This is a genomic window from Catenulispora subtropica (genome assembly GCF_039531675.1).
GTDB lineage: Bacteria > Actinomycetota > Actinomycetes > Streptomycetales > Catenulisporaceae > Catenulispora > Catenulispora subtropica.
Map to the genome: position 1 here is coordinate 37,925 of NZ_BAAAQM010000007.1, position 18,535 is coordinate 56,459.

An 18,535-nucleotide genomic window follows, 5' to 3' on the forward strand; every position below is an offset into this window, starting at 1 on the left:
GTGACCCTCGAGCAGCTCTACTACACCTCCTGCGAACGCGGCCTGAGCGGCTTCGCCGGCTACCAGTTCAACGCGGTCAGCCCTGGCGCCTCCGCCGAGACCCAGCGCGAAGTCCTGGCACAGATCGCTTACAAACCGCCGCGCTCGCAGATGTTCCCGGCCCAGGCGGAGGAGCTGGAGCGCTGCCCGGTGAACCTGTGCTTCCGGCCCGGCACGCCGTCGATTCTGGCCACCGTCCAGTACGTCGGCCAGGACTTCTCCAAGCGCTTCGGCAACTACTTCGCCCACGCCCTCGCCGCCGACTCCCCGGCGCACCTCGCCGAGGCGCTGGGCCCGCTGCTGCCGATCGAACTGTGGCGCGCGCCGGTGTGGGCCCGGGAGCAGGCCGCCGGGACGGAGCTGCCGCGGCTCGCCGGGCGGCTGCCGCGCGGCGTCGTGAGCCCGGCCGCGGTCCGCGACTTCCTCGCCGGCCACCCGCGCGCCGACCGGCTGGCCGCGCTGTTGTCCGCCGCGGCCGCCGCCCTGGAGGGCCGCGGGCATCCGGTGCTGCTCGTCGACGACGACTCCGACCGCGTCGCGCAGTGGATCGCGGCCGTGTCGTACCTGTTGCCCCCTCAGGCCGGGGCGGCGCTGGCGTTCTCCACCTACTGCGCGGACCCGTCGGCCAGCCGGCTCCACGTGATCGGCGCCGTCCCGGAGACCGCCGGGGAGCTGCCGCCCGACGTCTTCGCCTCCTTCGTGCTCTTCGACATGGCGGCCGGGGACACCGCCGACACCGCGCCCCATCCGCTGGCCGACCTCGCGGTCCGCGTCGGGGTGGCCTCCGCCCGGGCCCTGTGGCAGACCGCTGCGACGCTCGCCGCCGCCGGCACATCCGGCCTCGACGCCTGGTTGGGCCCGGCCGCGGCCGCCGCGGCCCTGGGCCGGATCCAGCTCACCGCCGCGGAGGTGGACCGCGCGGTGACCTGGGCGTCCGGCGCCGACCTGGAACCGCCCGTGCTGGCCGAACTCGCCCTGCTCCTGCACGGCCAGCCGGCCCGCCCGGACCGGCTGCTCCCGGCCCTCGTCGAGGTGGCGCGCCGCGGCGGCGACCCGGCGCTGTGCGACGAGATCCGGTTCGAGCAGATCGACGCCGAACTGGGCCGCGTGCGCGGCACCGACCCCGACGGCTCGCCGGCCGTCCGCATCGAGTCCTCGACCATCCGCCGCCGGATCGCGGTCCGGCTCCGCGAGCTGCTCGGCACCGCGAACGCCGCCGAGGCGCTGCGGCTGTTGCGCTGGGCCAAGCGGGCCGGCCTGGAGCAGGAGCTGGACCTGGTGTTCCTGTACGGGTTGAGCCGGCGCGTGCTCGTGCCCGAGGTCGTCGGCGGGCGCAAGACCGTCGGCGCCGCCTCGGACCTGCTGAGTGCCGCGCTGCGGGACTGGCCGGCCGTCCGCCGGGGCTTCGTCATGCAGCTGCGGGATCTCGCCGGCGATCAGCCGCGGGAAGCGGACCGGCTGCTCGACGGGCCGCTCGGCCGGTTCCTGGAGGAGACGGACTTCGCCACCGAGCTCGCGGACTATCCGCCGCTGCAGGAGGCGTACCTGCTGAGCCGGGGACGACGGCATCGCCGTCTGCGGGCCCGGGTGCTGCTCGACGTGCTGAGCCGGCGTCACCAGGACCTGCCGGACGCCGAACTGCTCAAGCGGCTGTGGCCGGAGACGCTGCTGTGGTCCAAGGACGACCTGTGCGCCATCGCCCCGAACGTGCCGCTGGACCGGCTCGACGACGACGAGGTCGCGATCTGGTTCCTGAAAGCCCTGGAGCAGGCGTCCGAAGCCGTCGACCTCGACTGGTACCTGGGCATCTCCCGCAGGTTCCTGGCGTCTCCGGCCGGGCAGCGCCTGAAGACCCCGCGCGCCCCCATGGAGGCCGCCCTCGCCTTCGACCAGGCCTGCCGCACCGCGAGCACCTTCGACGACCTGGTGCGGATCGTCCACCAGGCCGAGTCCGCCGCCCCGATGGTCGCGATGCTGGCCGGACAGCACCTGCCCTGGGTGCTCGCACGCCTCCCCTGGGAGGCGACCGACGTGGCCTGGGTCCTGGCCCGGCTCTCCCCGGACGTGGAGGACGCCGTCATCGCGGGGATCAGCCGGGATCCCTCGCAGCGCAGCGCGGCGGTCGTCAAACGTATCGCGGGCGTCTACATCCGCTACGCGACCATGTACGACTCCGGACGTCGAGCCGACGTCTTCAACCAGCTCATGGACATCGTCAAAACCCTGAAGAAACGCGAATGGGATCTGCTGGGGACCCTCGTCCTCACCCAGGCGCAGCCGCTCACCGACGACTACCGGAGCTTCGAGACCAGACACCGCAAGCAGACCCGGCTCGGCGTCAGAGTCCACCGCGGGGGAGGGTGAGATCGTTGGAAGACCTGTTCTTCTTGGTCGTCGTGCTGGCGGGCATCGCCTTGTACTGCGTCGCCGTCATCTTCTTCGCCACCACGGTCGCGCCGTTCCTCATCGGGGCCACGGCGCTCGCGTTCGTCGGGAGGGTGCTCGTCGCCCACGGCCAGGTGCTGCTACGGCGTATGTCCAACCCGGACCCGGCGGCCCGCGACCCGCGGGGCTACCCGCCGGACCAGGAGCCGGAACCGGCCTACCGGCAGTACTTCTTCGGACCCGCGCTCCACGACCTGCGGCGCGTCGTCACCGAGGGCGCCATGGCCGGCGCCCAGCTGTTCCGGGACTGGGGTTCGGCGATCACCACCCGCATGTTCACCGCGCCGGACCTCTCGCCGCTGGTCACCTGGCCGATCGGGATCGCGCTGTGGATCGGGCTGGCCGCCGGCGGGGTGGCGGCCGGGGCGCTGCTGGCCGCGATCATGGTGCTGCACGGCGTCGTGATCCTGCTCGCCCAGCTGGTGAGTCGTGCCGCGATCGGGATGCTGCGCGGCACGGACACCGCCCTGCTGGCCGCCAAGGGGATCAGGGGCATGACATGTCCGCACTGCTATCACCGGATCGAGTACCCGTCCTACAGCTGTGAGGCCCCCCACTGCGCCCGCCGCCACCGGGACGTCCGGCCCGGCCGCTACGGCGTGCTCCGCCGCCGCTGCGCGTGCGGCGCCAAACTGCCGACGCTGCTGCTCCTCGGGAGCCACCAGCTGCCGGCCCACTGTCCGGACTGCGGGAGGACCATGAGCGACGAGACCGGCCGCCGCCGCGAGCAGATCGTGCCGCTGCTGGGGGCGTCGAACGCGGGGAAGACCCAGCTGATGGCGGCGATCATGATGCTGCTGATGCGCGGCGCCGAGCGCGACCGCGTCCCGGCCCGCCTCGCCGACGCCGCCACGGCCGGCTCCTACCGGGTCCTGACCGAGATCCTGCGGCAGGCCGGCCACGTCACCGGCACCGGCCCGGAACTGCCGCGGGCTCACTCCCTCTATCTCGGCTCGGGCCGCGCCGAGCGCCTCATCCACCTCTTCGACGCGGCGGGCGAGCGGTTCACGGCGGTCGACCGGACGGACGAGCTGGAGTACTTCCGCAACGCGCGCTCCATGCTCTTCGTCCTCGACCCGCTGTCCGTCCCGGCGTTCCGCGACACCCTCGACCCCGACCACCGTGACGGCATCGACTGGTCGCTGGCGTCGAAGGAACCGCCGAGCCTGGTCTTCGACCAAGCGGTGCAGACGCTGATCCAGATGGGGGCCCAGACACGGCGCACCCGCCTGGCCGTGGCGGTCAGCAAATCCGACCTCTTCGAAACCCTCGGCACGGCGCCGGTCCGGGCGTCCGACCCGGACGCCTGCGAACGCTGGCTGAGCGACGAACTGGGCCTGGGGAACCTGATCCGGTCGATGCAGCACGAGTTCGGGGAGGTGCGGTTCTCCTTCACGGCGGCGGTGCTCCAGCCCGACGGGGACGTCGACTCGAGCATCAGCACCCTGGGCTCCTGGCTGCTCGGCGAGGCGCGGCTGCCGCGCCAGCTCAGGAAGCTGGCGGCGGCCCGGCCCCGGGCGGAGCCGAGCGCTCCATGACACGCTGTCCCGCTGTCCCTCAGCCGATCTCGTCGAAGCTCGTGCCCGCGGCGTCGGTCGAGGAGGGGTAGGAGTCCGGGGCGTCGGGGCTGTAGACGTTCGCTGATCGCGGTGCCGGAGATCGGCAGGATCGCCGCCTCCAGGTCGCGCACCTCGCGTCCGGGCTCAGCGCGTGCTCCTCCAGGAGCGTGCGCCGCAGCCGCCGGGCCCCGCGAGGGCCTCGGGCCTGCCGCCCCAGCCGAGACAACGCCGTCATCAGACGGCTGATAAGACCGCCGGGGTGGAGTGGAACGGCCTTGCGCAGGTGACAGTGTCGTCTTCGGCATGGCTGGCGCCTACGCGTGGAACATTTCGCACCACGAGTTCCTGATGCATCCGTGGCCGACGTTTCGCTATCTCGATGAGAGGGGGGCAGTCCCGGCGCTACGGTTGCCGATTCATCGAATCGTTGGCTTGTCGGGGCACTCCGCCTCGCTCCACCTGGCTGTGAGATCCCGGCACGCCATCGTGATCGATCCCGAGAGACATGCGATTTCGTGAGTGCATCCGTGGGTATCGGGCAGAATCTCATCCAGGATCACGGCGCCGAGCCGCCCCCAGTTCGGCTCCTGGCCCGGCACGTCTAGCACGAAGCGGTATATCCCGTGGTAGCGGACGGTCAGGTCTTCCTCATGCTTCCAGCAGTTGTGCCGGAATCCGAGTTCGATCCAGACATCGGCATCATCGGTTCCGCCTCGCAGATGTTCGAGTGTCAGATCCTTCGTGCATCGCTTGCTGCCGAAGTTGTAGTGGTCGGGGTCGGTAGCGAAGGCGCGGGCGCCCTCGGGCAGGGACGCGGCGAGGGTCGGCAACTGGTCGAGGTATGCGGTGGGGCTGATGACGTTGCCCATGTCGCCGGCCGTCAGGCTGATGTACTTCATCCTCTTGCGGTTCTCCGCCCCGACCTACACCTTCCTCCCGATCGCCCCCAACACAGCCAGCTCGACCGGCGTCCCGATATCCGTCGAATCCGGCCGCCACAGCGGACACGACACCAGTCCCGGCTCCACCAGCTCCAGCCCCCTGAAATAACTCGCGATCTGCTCGGGGCTGCGCAGGTTGTACGGGACCGCACCGCTCTGGTTGTAGCGGCTGATGGCCTCCTGGTAAGCGGCGTTGGTGTCGGTGCCGTCGCGGATGACGAGGTAGCTCCCCGACGGGACGGCGCTCATCAGCTGCTCGACGATGGCCAGGGCACGCTCGTGCTCGTCGATGTGCGCGAGGATGCCCATCAGCACGATCGCGACCGGCCGGCGGAGGTCCAGCGTCTTGGCCGCGTGGGACAGGATCGCGGCGGGATCGTCGAGGTCTGCCTCGATGTAGTCGGTGGCGCCCTCGGGGGTGCCGACGAGGAGCGCCTGGGCGTGTGCGAGGACCAGGGGGTCGTTGTCCACGTACACGATGCGTGAGTCGGGGGCGATGCCCTGCGCGATCTCGTGGGTGTTGTTCGCTGTGGGCAGGCCGGTGCCGATGTCCAGGAACTGGCGGATGCCCGCCTCGGCGGTCAGATGGCGGACGGTGCGGACCAGGAACTGGCGGCCGCTGCGGGCCAGGTCGACGATCTCCGGGAAGATCTCGCGGAAGCGGTCTCCGGCCTCGCGGTCGGCGGGGTAGTTGTCCTTGCCGCCCAGCCAGTAGTTGAAGATCCGGGCCGAGTGCGGTACGCCGGTGTCGATCTGCGGCATCGTTTCGTCCTGGGCTTCGTCCTGGGCTTCGTCCGTCATGGGGCCATCCTGCCCTGGGACGGCGGTGGGCGGAACGGGGGGTGGGGCGGAATCAGAGTCCTTCCATCATGCGTTTCAGGAAGCCGATGGTCCGCGACGGTGTCAGGGCCTGGACGCAGAGCCGGTCCACGACGGTGGCGTAGGCGTCCAGGTCCTCGCGTTTGTCCAGGTAGGCGGCACCGGTGAGTTGTTCGAGGTAGACGATGTCGGGGAGGGCCGGTTCGGCGAACCGCAGGATGGTGAACGGTCCGGCCGCTGTCGGGCCGCCGCGGTCGAACGGCACGATCTGCACGGTGACGTGGGGCAGCCGGCACAGGGTCAGCAGGTGTTCCAGCTGCGCGCGCATCACCGCCCGGCCGCCGGGCAGGCGGCGTACGGCGGCCTCGTCGATGACGGCCCAGATCCGGGGCGGCTCGGGGCTGTGAACCAGGCGGGTGCGGTTCATCCGCAGGCGTACGCGTCGCTCGATCTCGTCGGGGGCGGCCAGCGGGTAGCCGGCGCGGATGACCGCTCGGGCGTAGTCCTCGCTCTGGAGGAGGCCGGGGATGTACTGGGCCTCGTAGCAGCGGATGACCGAGGCGGCCTCCTCCAGTCCGACGTAGACCTCGAACCATCCGGGCATCAGGTCCGCGAAGCTGTGCCACCAGCCCCGCTCGTTGGCCCGGGCCGCCAAGGAGAGGATCGTCTCCCGCTCGCCGTCGTCGACGATGCCGTACAGGGTCAGCAGGTCTGCCACGTCGCGCTTCTTGAAGCTGACCTGTCCCAGCTCCATGCGCGAGATCTTGGTGTGCGAGCAGCGGATCTCGTATCCGGCCGCTCCGCGGGTGACGCCCGCGGCGACGCGCAGACGGCGCAGCTGCGCCCCCAGCACCATCCGCAGGACGGTGGGTCCGCTGTCCTCGGACCCTGCAAGCCGTTCGGCCGGGGGTCCGGCCGGTACCGCGCTCATCCGTGCTCCCAACGATGGTCCAAAGCAGCTCGGCGGAAACGGCGTCGTGCACCATGCCGCCTCTGCTGTCCCCCGCTGCGTCCCCTCAAGGCTAGCCGCTACGCGATGGGCGCGTGACATGACGGGTGTCCGGACTATCGCAGTAGCCTGTTTTACAGGATCGGTGACACCGATGCAGGCGCGCTCGGGCCCGGGTGTTGTATGTACTGGCTCGGGCCGAGATGCAGACCGAGGCCGAGGCGCCAGGCCACCCTGAGGGCGGGGCGAAGCGGCGCGGGCCCCTGCTCCCACACGGCACGGCCCACTGCTCGGCCGATCGCGCGTCATCGGCCGGCCGGGCGACTTCGAAAGCTGAGGTGCAGTCGGGTCTTGGCAAGCTGGGAGACGGCACTTCGCACTCCGTCTCTCTCACAGACGACCATCCAGCCCCGCCTGTGGAAACCCTCCGGAAGCAGCCGGAGCTGCCGAGACGGCCGCCAGGCGCAGCCCGGACGCCGGGCTGCCCTCCGCCGTGGTGCACACTCGCTCACAATTTCGGATAATCGTTATATGTCGGGCATCAAGGTGGTCGGCGATCCGCACCGCAGGATCGAGCACATCTCGGCCCTGGCCTCGGATATCGCGACTCAGGAACACATCGCCGTGAAGCTGCTGAGCACCACGGTGCGGGCGTTCTACGACTTCTTCATGATCGCCTGCCTCACGGTGGGCGTCGTGGCCCTCGTGCTCGGCAAGCAGGACAAGGCCGCCCTCTGGGGTGGCATGGGGCTCGCCCTGGCGCTCATCTGGATCCTCGCGTTCGTGGGGACCAAGGTCTCCAAGCGGGCCGTGCGGGCGCTCAAGGAGGAGCTGCACAAGGCCCCTCCCGGCCGTCAGTCGACCGCCGGCCACTCCCACCCCAGCTGAAGGAACATGCCCAGCCGGTCGCTGACGGCGCGGATCTCGCTGATCCGGCCCTCGCGGACCGTGAAGATCCAGATCTGCTCGACGTCGCAGTGCCGGCCCGTGGGCTCGGGCATGCGCGGGTGGTAGCCGGTGTGCACGCCCGCCACGCGGAGCCGGGCCATCACCTCGTCGCCCTCGGCCAGCAGCTGCTCGATGTGGAAGCCGTCGCCCTCCCGGCCGATGCTGAAGGCGGCCAGCTGCTGGCGGAACCCCTCGATCGCGGCGCCCGGGACGTCGTCCTCGCCGAAGATGATCTTGTTGTGGTCGACGACGTCCGCGGCCAGGTAGCGCGACCAGTCGGCGTCCGCGCCGCCGTTGAGGGCGGCGACGAAGTCGGTGACGACCTGCTTGTTCACGGTGGTTCCTCCCCTTGATTCTTACACGGTAAGATTCGGCCTCGGCCACTATGCTTCTTACGTCGTAAGAATGTCAACCCGGAGGAGCGCGATGCCCGCCGCGAAAACGTCCCGGACCCGCGGACCCGGACAGAAGGCCGGACTGAGCCGGGAGTCGGTCCTCGACCATGCGCTGACGCTGGTGGACCGCGTCGGCCTCGCCGCCCTGACGATGCGCGGCCTGGGTGCCGAACTGGGGGTGGAGGCCATGACCGTCTACCACTACGTCCCCACCAAGGACGCCCTGCTCGACGGCATCCTCGAACGCGCCTTCACGCTGGCGACGCCGGACATCGACACCACGCGCCCGTGGCAGGAGAGCCTGCACGACTACGCGCACGGCCTGTATCAGGGCCTGCTCCGCCACCCCGGCGTGCTCCCGCTGGCGTCGTCCAGGCCGGCGGCCACTCCGGACATGCTCGACCGTGCCGAGGACTACCTGCGTCTGCTGGTGGACGCCGGATTCGCCCTGGGTCGCGCGCTGCACATGGTCAATGCCCTGACGGTCTTCGTGATCGGCCACGCGACCGCGGCCGCGGCGGTGCGGACGGCGGCGCAGGGTGCGTCCCAGGAGCCGGAAGCCGACGCGGGCAGCACCGCGTGGGTCGCGGGCCTGGACGCCGACCGCTATCCGCTGCTGGTGGAAGCGGCCCGCACCGGCCAGGGGACGGATGACGACGAACGCTTCGCCTTCGCCGTGGACTCCCTGATCACGGGGTTCGCCGATCGCGGCCCGGCGTGACCGGGCCGCGATCGGCGGCCTGCTACTTGGCCGACGGGTCCAGCGCCGCCGGCGTGGCGAAGTACAGCTTGGCCACTTCCTTGCCCGTGGCATCCAGGCACCGCACCTTGGCCTTCTTCCAAGCGGGCTGCGCCCCCGGCTTCACCAGCGCGAAGTAGGGGATGTCGCCGTGGACGGTGAAGACCTTGCCGGTGAGCGGGGCCGACTGGTCGTCGAAGGTGGCCTCGACGGTCGCCGTGCCGGCCGGGACGGTGCTGGTGAGGATCGTCCCGCCGACGTCCCCGGGCAGGCCCAGATCCTTGGTGACGGGGATCGGGTTGGCGGGGAAGGGCTGTCCCTCGTCGGTCGGCGGCGGGTTGTGGACCGTCGAGCCGTCCATCTGGCAGGCCGCGCCGGGCAGGCTGCCGACCGTCTTGCCGTCGATGGCGAGCTCCCAGTAGTCGCAGTTGTCGTTGACCTTCGGGTCGCCGTCGTTGTCCAGGTACTGGCTGATGATGGCGAAAGACAGCGTCCAGGTGTGCGTTCCGAGCGGACCGGAGGTGACGATCTTCTTCGAGATGCGGGCCAGGGGACCGTAGGGGTCGCGTTCGGGGTGCGCGGTGAAGTCGTTGAGGAAGGCGGTGAACCGCGGGTCTTCCATCGCGGCGCTGACCTTCGCCGGGGTCAGGCCGCTGTCGTTGGCTCGGGCTCCGGCGCGGATCTGGAGCAGGGCCCAGGTGCTGCCGTGGGAGACATCGCCGTCGATGATCGTGAGCGTTTTGTCTCCCAGCCCGCGGCCGGCGGAGCGTGCTGTCCAGGCGGCGGGGCCCTTGGCGAGTTCGGCATGGAGGATGCCGCCTCCGGCGAGGTCCTTCGCCACACAGTCCGAACGGGTCGTGTTCCACGGCAGGGAGTCGTGGCACAGCGCGGAGGCCGGGTAATCGGGGGTGTGGTCCCAGACCTGAAGGGTCAGGAAGGCGTCCAGGACGTGGCCGCGGTACGTGATCCGGAGCGGGAACACGTCGTCGCGCTGGTGCCGGGCGGCGGGGTTCAGGTCGGTGAACATCGCCGCGCTGACCTTCGTTCCCGGCAGGACCTGCTCCAGAGTGTGCTCGATCTGGTCGGTGAACGCGTTCGTCGTCGTCGGCGCGGCGCCCGGGCCCGCCGGGTCCGGCGAGGAGCCGCCGGAGAACGCCGACCACGACACCGACACGGCCAGCGTGGCCGCCAGTGCGAGCGAGCCGACCGCCCCGAGCCGGCGACGGGTGCGGCGGCGTGCCCCGGCGGCGAGGATCGCGGTCCCGGGCAGCGGGGGCGTCGTGGCGCCGGCGGCCATGCGCTCCACGGCGCCGCGGAGGTCGTGCTCGTCCAGGATCGCGTTCATCGGGCCACCTGCTCTCGGGGTTCGGCGTGGGGACGCACGGGGATCGGCGAGACCTCCGGCGAGACCTCCGGGTGGAGGGTGCGGAGTTTGGCGAGAGCTTTGGACGCCTGGCTCTTGACGGTGCCGACGCTGCACCCGAGGACGGCGGCGGTCTGCGCCTCGGTCAGGTCCTCCAGGTAACGCAGGACGATCACGGCGCGCTGTCTCGGCGCCAACTGGGCCAGCGCCTGGGCGACCTCGTCGCGGTCGTGCAGGCTCTCGCTCGCCGCCGACGCCGCGGTGCTGCGGCGTTCGGGGACCGCGGACGTGAGCACCTCCAGCACGCGCCGCCGACGGCGGGCGGTGCGGAAGACGTTGATCAGGATCCTGTGGACGTAGACGGTGACGTCGTCCGCCTTCCGGATCCTCGGCCAGGCGCTGTAGGCGTTGGTGAGCGCCGTCTGGGCGATGTCCTCGGCGTCCTGCTGGTTGCCGGTGAGGACGTAGGCGGCGCGGACCAGTGGTTGCCAGCGTGCCGCCATGAACTGTTCGAAGTCGCTCTTGTCTTCGTCATGCATGTGGTACCTCCCGGCCTTACACAGTCGCCGTGGCCGGGGAAAGTTGCCGCCGGGGCGGCGTCCTCGCGACGACCGAGGAGACGCACACCGGCCCCCAGGCTGACGCGGACGTGCCGTGGGCCGGAATGTGTGGCGCGCGGGGAGCGACCGAGCGTGTCAGCCCTCTGAGCCGCTCAGTCGGCGAGCCGGGCGGGGAAGCCTCCGGTGGCGATCGGGCCCCAGCGACGCGGCGTCACCCGGATCAGGGACTTGCCCTGCTTCACCATCGCCTCGCGGTACTCGTCCCAGTCGGGGTGCTCGCCGGCGATGGTGCGGTAGTACTCGACGAGCGGCTCGACGGACTCGGGGACGTCCAGGACTTCCGCCTCCCCGTCGATCTGCACCCAGGGGCCGTTCCACTCGTCGGACAGGATGACGACGCTCACCGAGCTGTCCCGGCGGGCGTTGGCGGTCTTGGCCCGCTCCGGATAGGTGGACATGACCAGCCGGCCGGAGTCGTCGACGCCGCACGTGAGCGGGGAGGCCTGCGGCGTCCCGTCGGTGCGCCGGGTGATCAGGAGGGCGCGGTGCCTGGGGCGGACGAACTCCAGGAGGCCGTTGAGGTCGACGGGGGTGTTGGTGGCGATGGTGCGAGGCATGCCACGACTCTAGTCGCGGGCTCTTCAGATGCGGGGAAGCTGCATTGCGGCGGAGGTGCGAGCTGCCGCGAGGCGGGGCTGCCAGTTCGGGGCGGCGCGCCGCGCGAACCGGACTTCCAGAGGACTCGCACCACTGCTCGACCCGGGGAAATCGGTTTCGGCGGGCAGGACTTCGCACGAAGCCTGGCGAGCGCCCGCCGTCGATGCCAGGCTGGGAGCATCCTGATTTGCCAGGGTATGCGAGGGTGGCACTGGGTGGCACTGGGAGGGCGCGAGCGGTGCTGTTAGGACGCGATCGGGAGTCCGCACGGGTCGAGGAGGCGTTGGACCGGGCGTGCTCCGGCAGCGGGGAGATCCTGCTGTTGCGGGGTGACCCGGGGATCGGCAAGAGCGTGCTGCTGGCGCGCTCGGTCGAGCGGGCGGCCGAGCGGATGCTGGTGCTGCAGGCCCGCGGCTACGAGACCGAGGCGGAGATCGGGTACAGCGTGCTGGCCGACCTGTGCCGGCCGCTGGCCGCCGAGATCGCCGAGCTGCCGGAGCTGCTGCGGGAGGCGCTGCTGACCGCCACCGGGGCGGCGGCCGGCAGCGGCGAGGGCAGCAGCGCGTTCGCCGTCGGGCGGGCGCTGACCGTGCTTCTGCAGAACGTGGCGGCGCACCAGCCGGTGCTCATCGCCCTGGACGACGGGCACTGGGCCGACGAGGCCTCGGCCTACGCGCTGGCGTTCGCGGCGCGGCGGCTCGGGGACGTGGCGACCACCGTGCTGATCACGCTGCGCGACGGCGAGCCGAGCGTCTTCGACGGCCTGGACGTGCCGTCGGTGGAGCTCTCGCCGCTGGAGCGGGCCGCGGCCGAGGCGCTGATCGGCGCCGAGGCCGCGCGCCGGGTCGGGCCGCGGGTGGCCGAGCACATCCACCGGGCCGCGCAGGGCAACCCGCTGGCGCTGCTGGAGCTGGCCGACGCCGCGCTGAGCGGGCGCCTGGACCCGGACGACGACCAGGTCGTGCCCTCCGGGCCGCGCCTGGAGCACGCCTTCGCCACCCGGCTGAAGCGGCTGCCGGAGCGCTGTACCAGGGCCCTGATGGTGGTGGCGGCCAGCTTCACCGGCGGGCTGGCCGAGACCGACGGCGCCATGGCGCGGCTCGGGCTGTCGGTGTTCGACCTGGACCTGGCCCGGATGGAGCACCTGGTGTGGGAGGACGGGGACCGCTGGCAGCTGCGGCACCCGGTGTTCCGCTCGGTCGCCTACCAGCACTACCCGGTCGCCGAGCGGCGCCGGGCGCACCGCGCGTTCGCCGACTGGCTGGCCGACAACGGCGGCGGGGTCGGCGGGACGTTCCTGGCCGACCAGCGGGCCTGGCACGCGGCCGCGGCGGCGCTGCGCGGCGACGAGGAGGCGGTGGCCGCGGTCGCGCTGCTGGCCGAGGCCGCCGAGGCCGCCCGCGCCCGCGCCGCCCTGGCCGCGGCCCGGCGCGCCTACCTGCGCGCCCGCGAACTCAGCGCCGATCCGGAGATCCGGGCCCTGATGTCGATCGGCGCCGCCGAGTGCGCGCAGGTCTCCGGCGATGTGGAGACCGCGCAGGTCCTGGCCCGCGAGGCGCTGGGGTACTCGCGCTCGCCCGCCGTGGCCAACGCGGCCAACCGGATCCTGCACCAGATCACCCTGGCCCGGGCCGGCGCGCAGGAGGTGCTGGAGCTGTTCGAGGCCGACGCCGACGAGGTGGGCGCGCACGACCCGGACCTCGCCGCCTCCTACCTCGGCGCGGCGGCGGCGACCGCGATCACCGCGACCCGCCTGCGCGACACGCTCCGGCTCAGCGCGAAGGGCGTCGCCCTGACGCCCTCGGGCCGGGGCACCGGCGCCGCGGCCGCCCGCACGATCAACGCCTTCGGGCTGGTCAGCAGCGGCCGCGCCCCCGAAGCCGCACGCGTGATGGCCGACTACTTCCCGGCCTTCCGCGAGGCCGACCCCTGGCGCCAGAGCTTCGAGACCGTCGGCGTCACCGGCATGGTGCTGATCTGGCTGGGGATGATCGCGAAGGCGGGGGAGTACGTCAGCCGCACCGCCCGCCTCCTGCGCCAGGCCGGCGCCGAGGAACACCTGCCCCTGCTCCTCATCCCGCAGATCCTGCTGGCCATCCGCAAGGGCGAGTTCGCCGCCGCGCACGAGGCGGCCGAGGAGTCCCGGCGCCTCGGCGGCGAACTCGGACAGCGTCAGGTCGCCCCGCTGGCCGTGGCCCTGGCCGCGCGCCTGGCCGCGGTCCGCGGCAACTTCACCCGCGCCCGGGACCTGGCCACCACGACCGAGCAGCTCACCGAGGCCACGGGGGCGACCTTCTACCGCGACATCGCGAACACCGCCGTGGGCTCCGCAGACCTGGCCGAGGCCCGGCACCGGGAGGCGGCGTCCGTCCTCGCCGGCGTCCGCGAACGCATGCTCGCCGGCGGGATGGTCGAGCACAGTCTGTTCATGCCGACGTTCGGCGACTACATCGAGGCACTGATCCGCCTCGGCGCCGACGACCAGGCCCGCCGCGAAGTCGCCGAAGAACTGCCGCGCGCCGAAGGCGGCGGCCTTCCGGCCTCGCTGGCCGTCGTCTACCGCTGCCAGGCGCAGGTCCTGCCGCCCCGGGAGGCGGCGCCCTGGTTCGACCGCGCGCTGGCCGCCCACGCGGACTCCGTCGACGCCTTCGAGCAGGCCCGCACCCAGCTCGCCTACGGCCGGTTCCTGCGCGAGGACGGCGAACCGGTCGCGGCCGGCCGGCTGCTCGCGGGCGCGGTGGCCGCCTTCACCGCGATGGGCGCCGACGCGTGGCTGGAGGAGGCCGAGACCGAGCTGGACCTGCTGGCGCTGCCCGCGGAGCTGTCCGGCGCGCGCCTCGCGACGCAGGAACGACGCGTCATGCGGCTCGCGGCGGAGGGCGCGACGAACGGCCAGATCTCCGAGGCGCTGGGCATCGCGCCGCGGACCGTGGACCACTACCTGGAGCAGGTGCTCGACAAACTGGGCGGCAAGCAGCGGTCGGAGCTGGCCGGGCTGCTCCAGAAGGGGCCGGGAGGGTGGCAGGCCGTGCTCTGAACGGCGATCCGGCTAGACGGCCACGCCGAGGGTCTTGGCGGTGCTGGACGCCGGGACCTCGTCCTTGGCCGGGTAGGTGTTCAGGACCTTGTCGGAGACCGGGGTGACGATGCCGAACCAGTAGTTCTCGTTGCGGAAGTGGTGCAGCTGGTGCGTCCGGCGGATCGTGCGGTAGAGCGCGGTCTTGGGCCGGTAGGGCGAGTGGATGAGGAAGTGGGTCCACTCGTAGGCCGTGAGGGAGGCGACGGCGGTCGCGAACCCGGTGAGCGCCGGACGCAGGGCGCGTGCCCCGGTGAGGTTGACGACCCCGAGCGCGGCGATGGCCGGGACCAGCGTGGCGCGCGGGATGAAGACCAGTTCCGGGTCGCGCGGGTCGCGGTGGTGGGCGCGGTGCGAGCGGGCGAGCAGGCTGTCGACGGTCTCGCCGTTCACCTCGCGCGGCCGGCGGTGCAGCACGTGCACGTGGATCAGCCACTCCACGAACGGCTCGGCGCCGACGATGACGGCCGCCGCGGCGGCGTCGCGCTTCGTCCACTTGCCGAGGGCGAGGCGGGCCACGGCGGCGGCCGCCGTGCTGCCGGCGAGCACACGCGCGTTGCGGTGCCGTGCGAACAGGCCCGCCGCGTCCCGCAGGGACATCCCCGTGCGGGTGAACTCGGTGCGGGTGAACGCGGTGCGGGTGAACGCGGTCATCGGTCCTCCAGGGTTTCATCGGTGTTCTGGGGCGTCATCGGTCCTCGCCCGCCAGGAACGCGCCGACCGCCGCCGTGCCGACGGCCAGCAGCTCCGCCGCCGCGGACCGGGCCGCCTCGGCGTCGTGGGTGTCGATCGCGTCGATCACGGCCTCGTAGCGTGCCCGGTCGGCCAGCTCGCCGGCCAGAATGCGGCCGACCAGCGCCGCAGCGGGCTGATACGCCTGGCGCAGGGCGTTGAGCGACAGGCGGTAGCAGATGTTCCGCGACCCGTCGATGACCAGGTCCCAGAAGAGGGAGTCGAGATCGGTGGCGGGGTCGCCGCCGGCGCCCAGGCCGGCCACGGCCTCGCGCAGCGCGGCCGTGTCGTCCATCCGCGTCGCGCACAGGGCCGCGGCATCCGCGCCGATGGCCTGGCGCATCTCCATCACCGAACGCACGACCTCGTGGTCGAGGCTGCCGTCCGCGCGGCGGAACAACCGCGGCAGCAGGTCCAGTCCGGCCCGCACCCGGTAGTCCTGCACGCGCGTGCTGCCGCCGTGCCGGATCTCGACGAGACCGAGCTGGTCGAGGCGCTGCAAGGCCTCGCGGACCACCTGCCGGGTGACTCCGAGCTCTGATGTCAGGGTCCGCTCGGACGGCAGCGGCGAGCCGGGGCCGAGGGAGCCGTCGAGGATCTGGGCCAGGATCTGCTCGAAGACCGCCGAGGAGAAGGAACGGCGGTCGACGGGGGCGAAGGTGCTCACGTCCTCGAGCGTCGCGGACGATGGTCTGGAGGTCAAGTGGTCAGACCAGTTTTCTCGAAACGCCTTCGGGACGCGGCACGGGTGGCTACGCTCTGCGCCATGCTTCAGCGAACAGTTCGCACGGTTGCTGCGGGAACGGCGTTCCTCCTCATGGCGGCCTGCTCCTCGGCGCGCGCCGGGAAGGACGCCGCGTCGGCTTCGAGCCCTGGTTCGCCGTCCGCGACCTCGGCCCCGGCCTCGTCGCCGGCCTCCGTTTCCGGCTCGACGGGCGCCTCCGCCGCCACGCCGGCATCGCAGACCTCGCCGAAGGCTCCCGCGGCGACACCGACGACCGCCGAGACGCCCGCCTCGACGACCCCGCCGCGGGCCGCCACCGGCGCCTCCGGCCTCGGCGGCTGCGCGGTCGCCCCGCCTGACAGCGTTTGGCGGACCCGCGTCGACCACCTCCCGGTCTCGGCCCGCTCCGCCGCCTACATCGCGAGCATCGGCAGCGCCCAGCACGTCCACGCCGATTTCGGCGCCGGGCTCTGGGACGGCGGCCCGATCGGCATCCCGATCACCCTGGTCCCGAACGGCACCCCGTCGGCCCACGTCACGTTCGACTACGCCGACGAGAGCGACAAGGGCCCGTACCCGATCCCGGCCGGCGCCGCCATCGAAGGCGGCCCGCAGGCGTCCGGCGACCGCCACGTCATAGCACTCGACCCGGCCACCTGCACCGACTACGAGCTCTACGACGCCCACCCGGCCGGCGGCGCGTGGAAAGCCGGGTCGGGAGCGGTCTTCGCACTCCGCTCCGATGCCCTGCGGCCCGCCGGCTGGACGTCCGCCGACGCCGCCGGCCTGCCGATCCTCCCCGGCCTCGCCCGGTACGACGAGGCCGCGACCGGGACCATCGACCACGCACTGCGGATCACCGTCCCGCGCTCGCAGAGCGCCTACCTCTGGCCGGCCCGGCACCAGGCTTCGAGCAACGCCGACCCGGCGCTCCCGCCGATGGGCCTCCGGTTGCGGCTGAAGGCGTCCGTCGACATCTCCGGCCTCCCACCGCAGGCGCGCGCCGTCGCCCAGGCGCTGAAGACCTACGGAGCCATCGTCGCGGACAACGGCTCGGCCTGGTACATCAGCGGCACGCCGGACGACCACTGGAGCAACGACCAGCTCCAACGCCTCGGCAGCCTGGCCGGCTCCGACTTCGAGGCGGTGGACGAGTCGGGCTTGCGGATCTCGGTGGACTCCGGGGCGGCGCGGTCGGGGTGATCGCCGCCCAGGAGGCCGACCCGAACTTTGTCGCCGCGGAAGCTTTGATCACATCCGCCTCGGCTGTCGTCTCTTGTTCACCTCACCGTTCCCGCGCGGATCACCGGTACGAACATGCTGAGTCGCTGCGGGGATGGAACTCACCGAGGAGACATGATGAACAGAAGGTGGCACCTGGCGGCCGGGCTGGCCATGGTGACGGGCACCATCCCGCTGACCGCCGGCACGGCGGACGCGACGGCCGGGCACGGCGCCCGCGGCGCGTTCACCGTGGCGGTGTACGGCGACGCGCCGTACGGGACCTCGCCGACGGACACGTCCGAGTTCCAGGCGACGCCGGCGTTCATCGCCGCGGTCAACGCGGACAAGGACGTCAGCACCGTGATCCACGTCGGGGACATCCACTCCGGCAAGCAGTACTGCACCGAGGCGTACGACCAGTCGATCGCCGCGCTGTGGAAGACCTTCTCCGACCCGCTGGTCTACACCCCCGGCGACAACGAGTGGGCCGACTGCCACAAGGCCGGCGAGGGCGGTGGCAAGTACAACGCGGCCACCGGGCAGATCGACCCGGTGCTCGACCCGGCCACCGGCCAGCCGGTGGACTACGCCTCCGGCAACCCGGTCGCGAACCTGGACCTGATCCGCAAGACGTTCTTCGCCCAGCCGGGCCACACCCTGGGCAGCGGCACCCTGCGCGTGCTGTCGCAGGCGCAGGTCCCGTCCTGGGAGCACCCGGAGGACGCGAAGTACGTCGAGAACGTGCTGTGGGTCCGGAACGGCACCCTGTTCGTCACCGTCAACGTGCCCGGCGGCTCCAACAACGACGCCGACCCCTGGTACGGCGCCCCGGCTGCTTCCCAGGCCCAGCAGGACGAGGCCGCGCAGCGCACCGCCGCCGACCTCCGGTGGCTGGACACCGCGTTCGCCCTGGCCCGCTTCGGCGGCGTCTCCAGCGTCGTGGTGGCCACCCAGGCCGACATGTGGGACCTGGACGGCAAGACCGGCGCCCACCTGACGAACTACGAGCCGATCGTCTCCAGCCTGGCCTCCCACACCACGGCCTTCGGCAAGCCGGTGCTGCTCCTGGTCGGCGACTCGCACGTCTACCGCTCGGACAACCCGCTGCAGCAGGGTGCCCCGTGCACCGGCGACGGGGGCGTCTGCTCCTACGACGCCTGGAACAGCCACCCGAACTACAACGTGCCGAACTTCCACCGCATCGTGGTGCACGGCAGCACGACCCCCCTGGAGTACCTGAAGCTGACGGTCACCCCGAACGCGCACAACCCGGCGACCGCCACGTCTTTCGGGCCCTTCACCTGGACCCGGGTCACCGGGAGCTGAGTCCGGAAACGGACCTCACCGTCGCGGGCCGGACGCGGA

17 protein-coding genes and 1 pseudogene are annotated in these 18,535 nt (G+C 72.0%); 8 read left to right on the forward strand and 10 right to left on the reverse strand.

From position 1 onward, the window contains the following. The gene (locus ABD466_RS08570; RefSeq protein WP_344656419.1) at positions 1-2,403 is read left to right on the forward strand and encodes a GTPase-associated protein 1-related protein; all 2,403 of its coding nucleotides are present in this window, start codon (positions 1-3) and stop codon (positions 2,401-2,403) included. A gap of 5 nt (positions 2,404-2,408) precedes the next feature. Further along, positions 2,409-4,022, forward strand: coding sequence for a TRAFAC clade GTPase domain-containing protein (locus ABD466_RS08575; RefSeq protein WP_344656420.1), 1,614 nt, complete (start codon positions 2,409-2,411; stop codon positions 4,020-4,022). 19 nt (positions 4,023-4,041) lie between these two features. Here ABD466_RS08575 and ABD466_RS08580 read toward each other — a convergent pair whose 3' ends face one another. Beyond that, positions 4,042-4,278 carry a hypothetical protein gene (locus tag ABD466_RS08580; RefSeq protein ID WP_344656421.1) on the reverse strand — a complete coding sequence of 79 codons (237 nt, stop codon included), beginning with the start codon at positions 4,276-4,278 and terminating at the stop codon, positions 4,042-4,044. A 44-nt stretch (positions 4,279-4,322) separates the two neighbouring features. On the opposite strand from ABD466_RS08580, the pseudogene ABD466_RS44390 reads away from it, so the two are divergent. Beyond that, a pseudogene (locus tag ABD466_RS44390) lies at positions 4,323-4,562 on the forward strand (hypothetical protein); the annotation flags it as partial. Here the strand turns inward: ABD466_RS44390 and ABD466_RS08585 are convergent. The 3 genes from ABD466_RS08585 to ABD466_RS08595 are packed head-to-tail and all read right to left on the reverse strand — an operon-like array spanning position 4,460 to position 6,734. After that, complete coding sequence (locus ABD466_RS08585; RefSeq protein WP_344656422.1) at positions 4,460-4,942, reverse strand: hypothetical protein; 483 nt, start codon at positions 4,940-4,942, stop codon at positions 4,460-4,462. The pseudogene ABD466_RS44390 and the gene ABD466_RS08585 sit on opposite strands and share 103 nt — an antisense overlap. 24 nt (positions 4,943-4,966) lie before the next feature. Beyond that, positions 4,967-5,785: an SAM-dependent methyltransferase gene (locus ABD466_RS08590; RefSeq protein WP_344656423.1), complete on the reverse strand. Its 819-nt coding sequence runs from the start codon at positions 5,783-5,785 to the stop codon at positions 4,967-4,969. Positions 5,786-5,837: 52 nt separating this feature from the next. Further along, entirely contained in the window at positions 5,838-6,734 is an 897-nt protein-coding gene (locus ABD466_RS08595; RefSeq protein ID WP_344656424.1) for a helix-turn-helix domain-containing protein, read from the reverse strand. 549 nt (positions 6,735-7,283) lie between these two features. Between ABD466_RS08595 and ABD466_RS08600 the strand changes: the two genes are divergently transcribed. Then, positions 7,284-7,640 carry a hypothetical protein gene (locus tag ABD466_RS08600; protein WP_344656425.1) on the forward strand — a complete coding sequence of 119 codons (357 nt, stop codon included), beginning with the start codon at positions 7,284-7,286 and terminating at the stop codon, positions 7,638-7,640. Here the strand turns inward: ABD466_RS08600 and ABD466_RS08605 are convergent. Further along, positions 7,607-8,035, reverse strand: coding sequence for an ester cyclase (locus tag ABD466_RS08605; RefSeq protein ID WP_344656426.1), 429 nt, complete (start codon positions 8,033-8,035; stop codon positions 7,607-7,609). The genes ABD466_RS08600 and ABD466_RS08605 overlap by 34 nt on opposite strands. Positions 8,036-8,126: 91 nt before the next feature. On the opposite strand from ABD466_RS08605, the gene ABD466_RS08610 reads away from it, so the two are divergent. Next, the gene (locus ABD466_RS08610) at positions 8,127-8,816 is read left to right on the forward strand and encodes a TetR/AcrR family transcriptional regulator C-terminal domain-containing protein (RefSeq protein ID WP_344656427.1); all 690 of its coding nucleotides are present in this window, start codon (positions 8,127-8,129) and stop codon (positions 8,814-8,816) included. A gap of 22 nt (positions 8,817-8,838) precedes the next feature. Here ABD466_RS08610 and ABD466_RS08615 read toward each other — a convergent pair whose 3' ends face one another. The 3 genes from ABD466_RS08615 to ABD466_RS08625 all read right to left on the reverse strand — a co-directional run bounded on the left by ABD466_RS08615 (position 8,839) and on the right by ABD466_RS08625 (position 11,374). Further along, on the reverse strand, positions 8,839-10,179 hold the full coding sequence (locus ABD466_RS08615; RefSeq protein ID WP_344656428.1) for a hypothetical protein: 1,341 nt from the start codon (positions 10,177-10,179) through the stop codon (positions 8,839-8,841). Next, entirely contained in the window at positions 10,176-10,736 is a 561-nt protein-coding gene (locus ABD466_RS08620; RefSeq protein ID WP_344656429.1) for a SigE family RNA polymerase sigma factor, read from the reverse strand. The genes ABD466_RS08615 and ABD466_RS08620 overlap by 4 nt, the downstream gene beginning before the upstream one ends. Positions 10,737-10,909: 173 nt before the next feature. After that, positions 10,910-11,374 (reverse strand): PPOX class F420-dependent oxidoreductase, encoded by a 465-nt coding sequence (locus tag ABD466_RS08625; protein ID WP_344656430.1) that lies wholly within the window; start codon positions 11,372-11,374, stop codon positions 10,910-10,912. A 278-nt stretch (positions 11,375-11,652) separates the two neighbouring features. On the opposite strand from ABD466_RS08625, the gene ABD466_RS08630 reads away from it, so the two are divergent. Continuing rightward, positions 11,653-14,451: a helix-turn-helix transcriptional regulator gene (locus ABD466_RS08630; RefSeq protein ID WP_344656431.1), complete on the forward strand. Its 2,799-nt coding sequence runs from the start codon at positions 11,653-11,655 to the stop codon at positions 14,449-14,451. Positions 14,452-14,463: 12 nt separating this feature from the next. Here ABD466_RS08630 and ABD466_RS08635 read toward each other — a convergent pair whose 3' ends face one another. Together ABD466_RS08635 and ABD466_RS08640 are read right to left on the reverse strand one after the other, a co-directional pair. Continuing rightward, positions 14,464-15,144, reverse strand: a complete 681-nt coding sequence (locus ABD466_RS08635) for a sterol desaturase family protein (protein WP_344656432.1) — start codon at positions 15,142-15,144, stop codon at positions 14,464-14,466. A gap of 34 nt (positions 15,145-15,178) precedes the next feature. Continuing rightward, a complete protein-coding gene (locus ABD466_RS08640; RefSeq protein ID WP_344656433.1) occupies positions 15,179-15,889 on the reverse strand; it encodes a FadR/GntR family transcriptional regulator in 711 nt (236 codons plus the stop codon). Between the two features lie 99 nt (positions 15,890-15,988). Between ABD466_RS08640 and ABD466_RS08645 the strand changes: the two genes are divergently transcribed. After that, positions 15,989-17,149 carry a hypothetical protein gene (locus ABD466_RS08645; RefSeq protein ID WP_344656434.1) on the forward strand — a complete coding sequence of 387 codons (1,161 nt, stop codon included), beginning with the start codon at positions 15,989-15,991 and terminating at the stop codon, positions 17,147-17,149. A 153-nt stretch (positions 17,150-17,302) separates the two neighbouring features. Further along, positions 17,303-18,496, forward strand: coding sequence for a hypothetical protein (locus ABD466_RS08650; RefSeq protein WP_344656435.1), 1,194 nt, complete (start codon positions 17,303-17,305; stop codon positions 18,494-18,496). The last annotated feature ends 39 nt before the right edge of the window (positions 18,497-18,535 follow it).

What these genes read in the sequence shown, in the direction of transcription:
- ABD466_RS08585 (WP_344656422.1), bottom strand. Translation starts at nt 4,942, where the DNA reads ATGAAGTACATCAGCCTGACGGCCGGCGACATGGGCAACGTCATCAGC.
- ABD466_RS08650 (WP_344656435.1), top strand. Translation starts at nt 17,303, where the DNA reads ATGATGAACAGAAGGTGGCACCTGGCGGCCGGGCTGGCCATGGTGACG.
- ABD466_RS08625 (WP_344656430.1), bottom strand. Translation starts at nt 11,374, where the DNA reads ATGCCTCGCACCATCGCCACCAACACCCCCGTCGACCTCAACGGCCTC.
- ABD466_RS08595 (WP_344656424.1), bottom strand. Translation starts at nt 6,734, where the DNA reads ATGAGCGCGGTACCGGCCGGACCCCCGGCCGAACGGCTTGCAGGGTCC.
- ABD466_RS08610 (WP_344656427.1), top strand. Translation starts at nt 8,127, where the DNA reads ATGCCCGCCGCGAAAACGTCCCGGACCCGCGGACCCGGACAGAAGGCC.
- ABD466_RS08590 (WP_344656423.1), bottom strand. Translation starts at nt 5,785, where the DNA reads ATGACGGACGAAGCCCAGGACGAAGCCCAGGACGAAACGATGCCGCAG.
- ABD466_RS08580 (WP_344656421.1), bottom strand. Translation starts at nt 4,278, where the DNA reads ATGACGGCGTTGTCTCGGCTGGGGCGGCAGGCCCGAGGCCCTCGCGGG.
- ABD466_RS08645 (WP_344656434.1), top strand. Translation starts at nt 15,989, where the DNA reads ATGCTTCAGCGAACAGTTCGCACGGTTGCTGCGGGAACGGCGTTCCTC.
- ABD466_RS08615 (WP_344656428.1), bottom strand. Translation starts at nt 10,179, where the DNA reads ATGAACGCGATCCTGGACGAGCACGACCTCCGCGGCGCCGTGGAGCGC.
- ABD466_RS08620 (WP_344656429.1), bottom strand. Translation starts at nt 10,736, where the DNA reads ATGCATGACGAAGACAAGAGCGACTTCGAACAGTTCATGGCGGCACGC.
- ABD466_RS08600 (WP_344656425.1), top strand. Translation starts at nt 7,284, where the DNA reads ATGTCGGGCATCAAGGTGGTCGGCGATCCGCACCGCAGGATCGAGCAC.
- ABD466_RS08635 (WP_344656432.1), bottom strand. Translation starts at nt 15,144, where the DNA reads ATGACCGCGTTCACCCGCACCGCGTTCACCCGCACCGAGTTCACCCGC.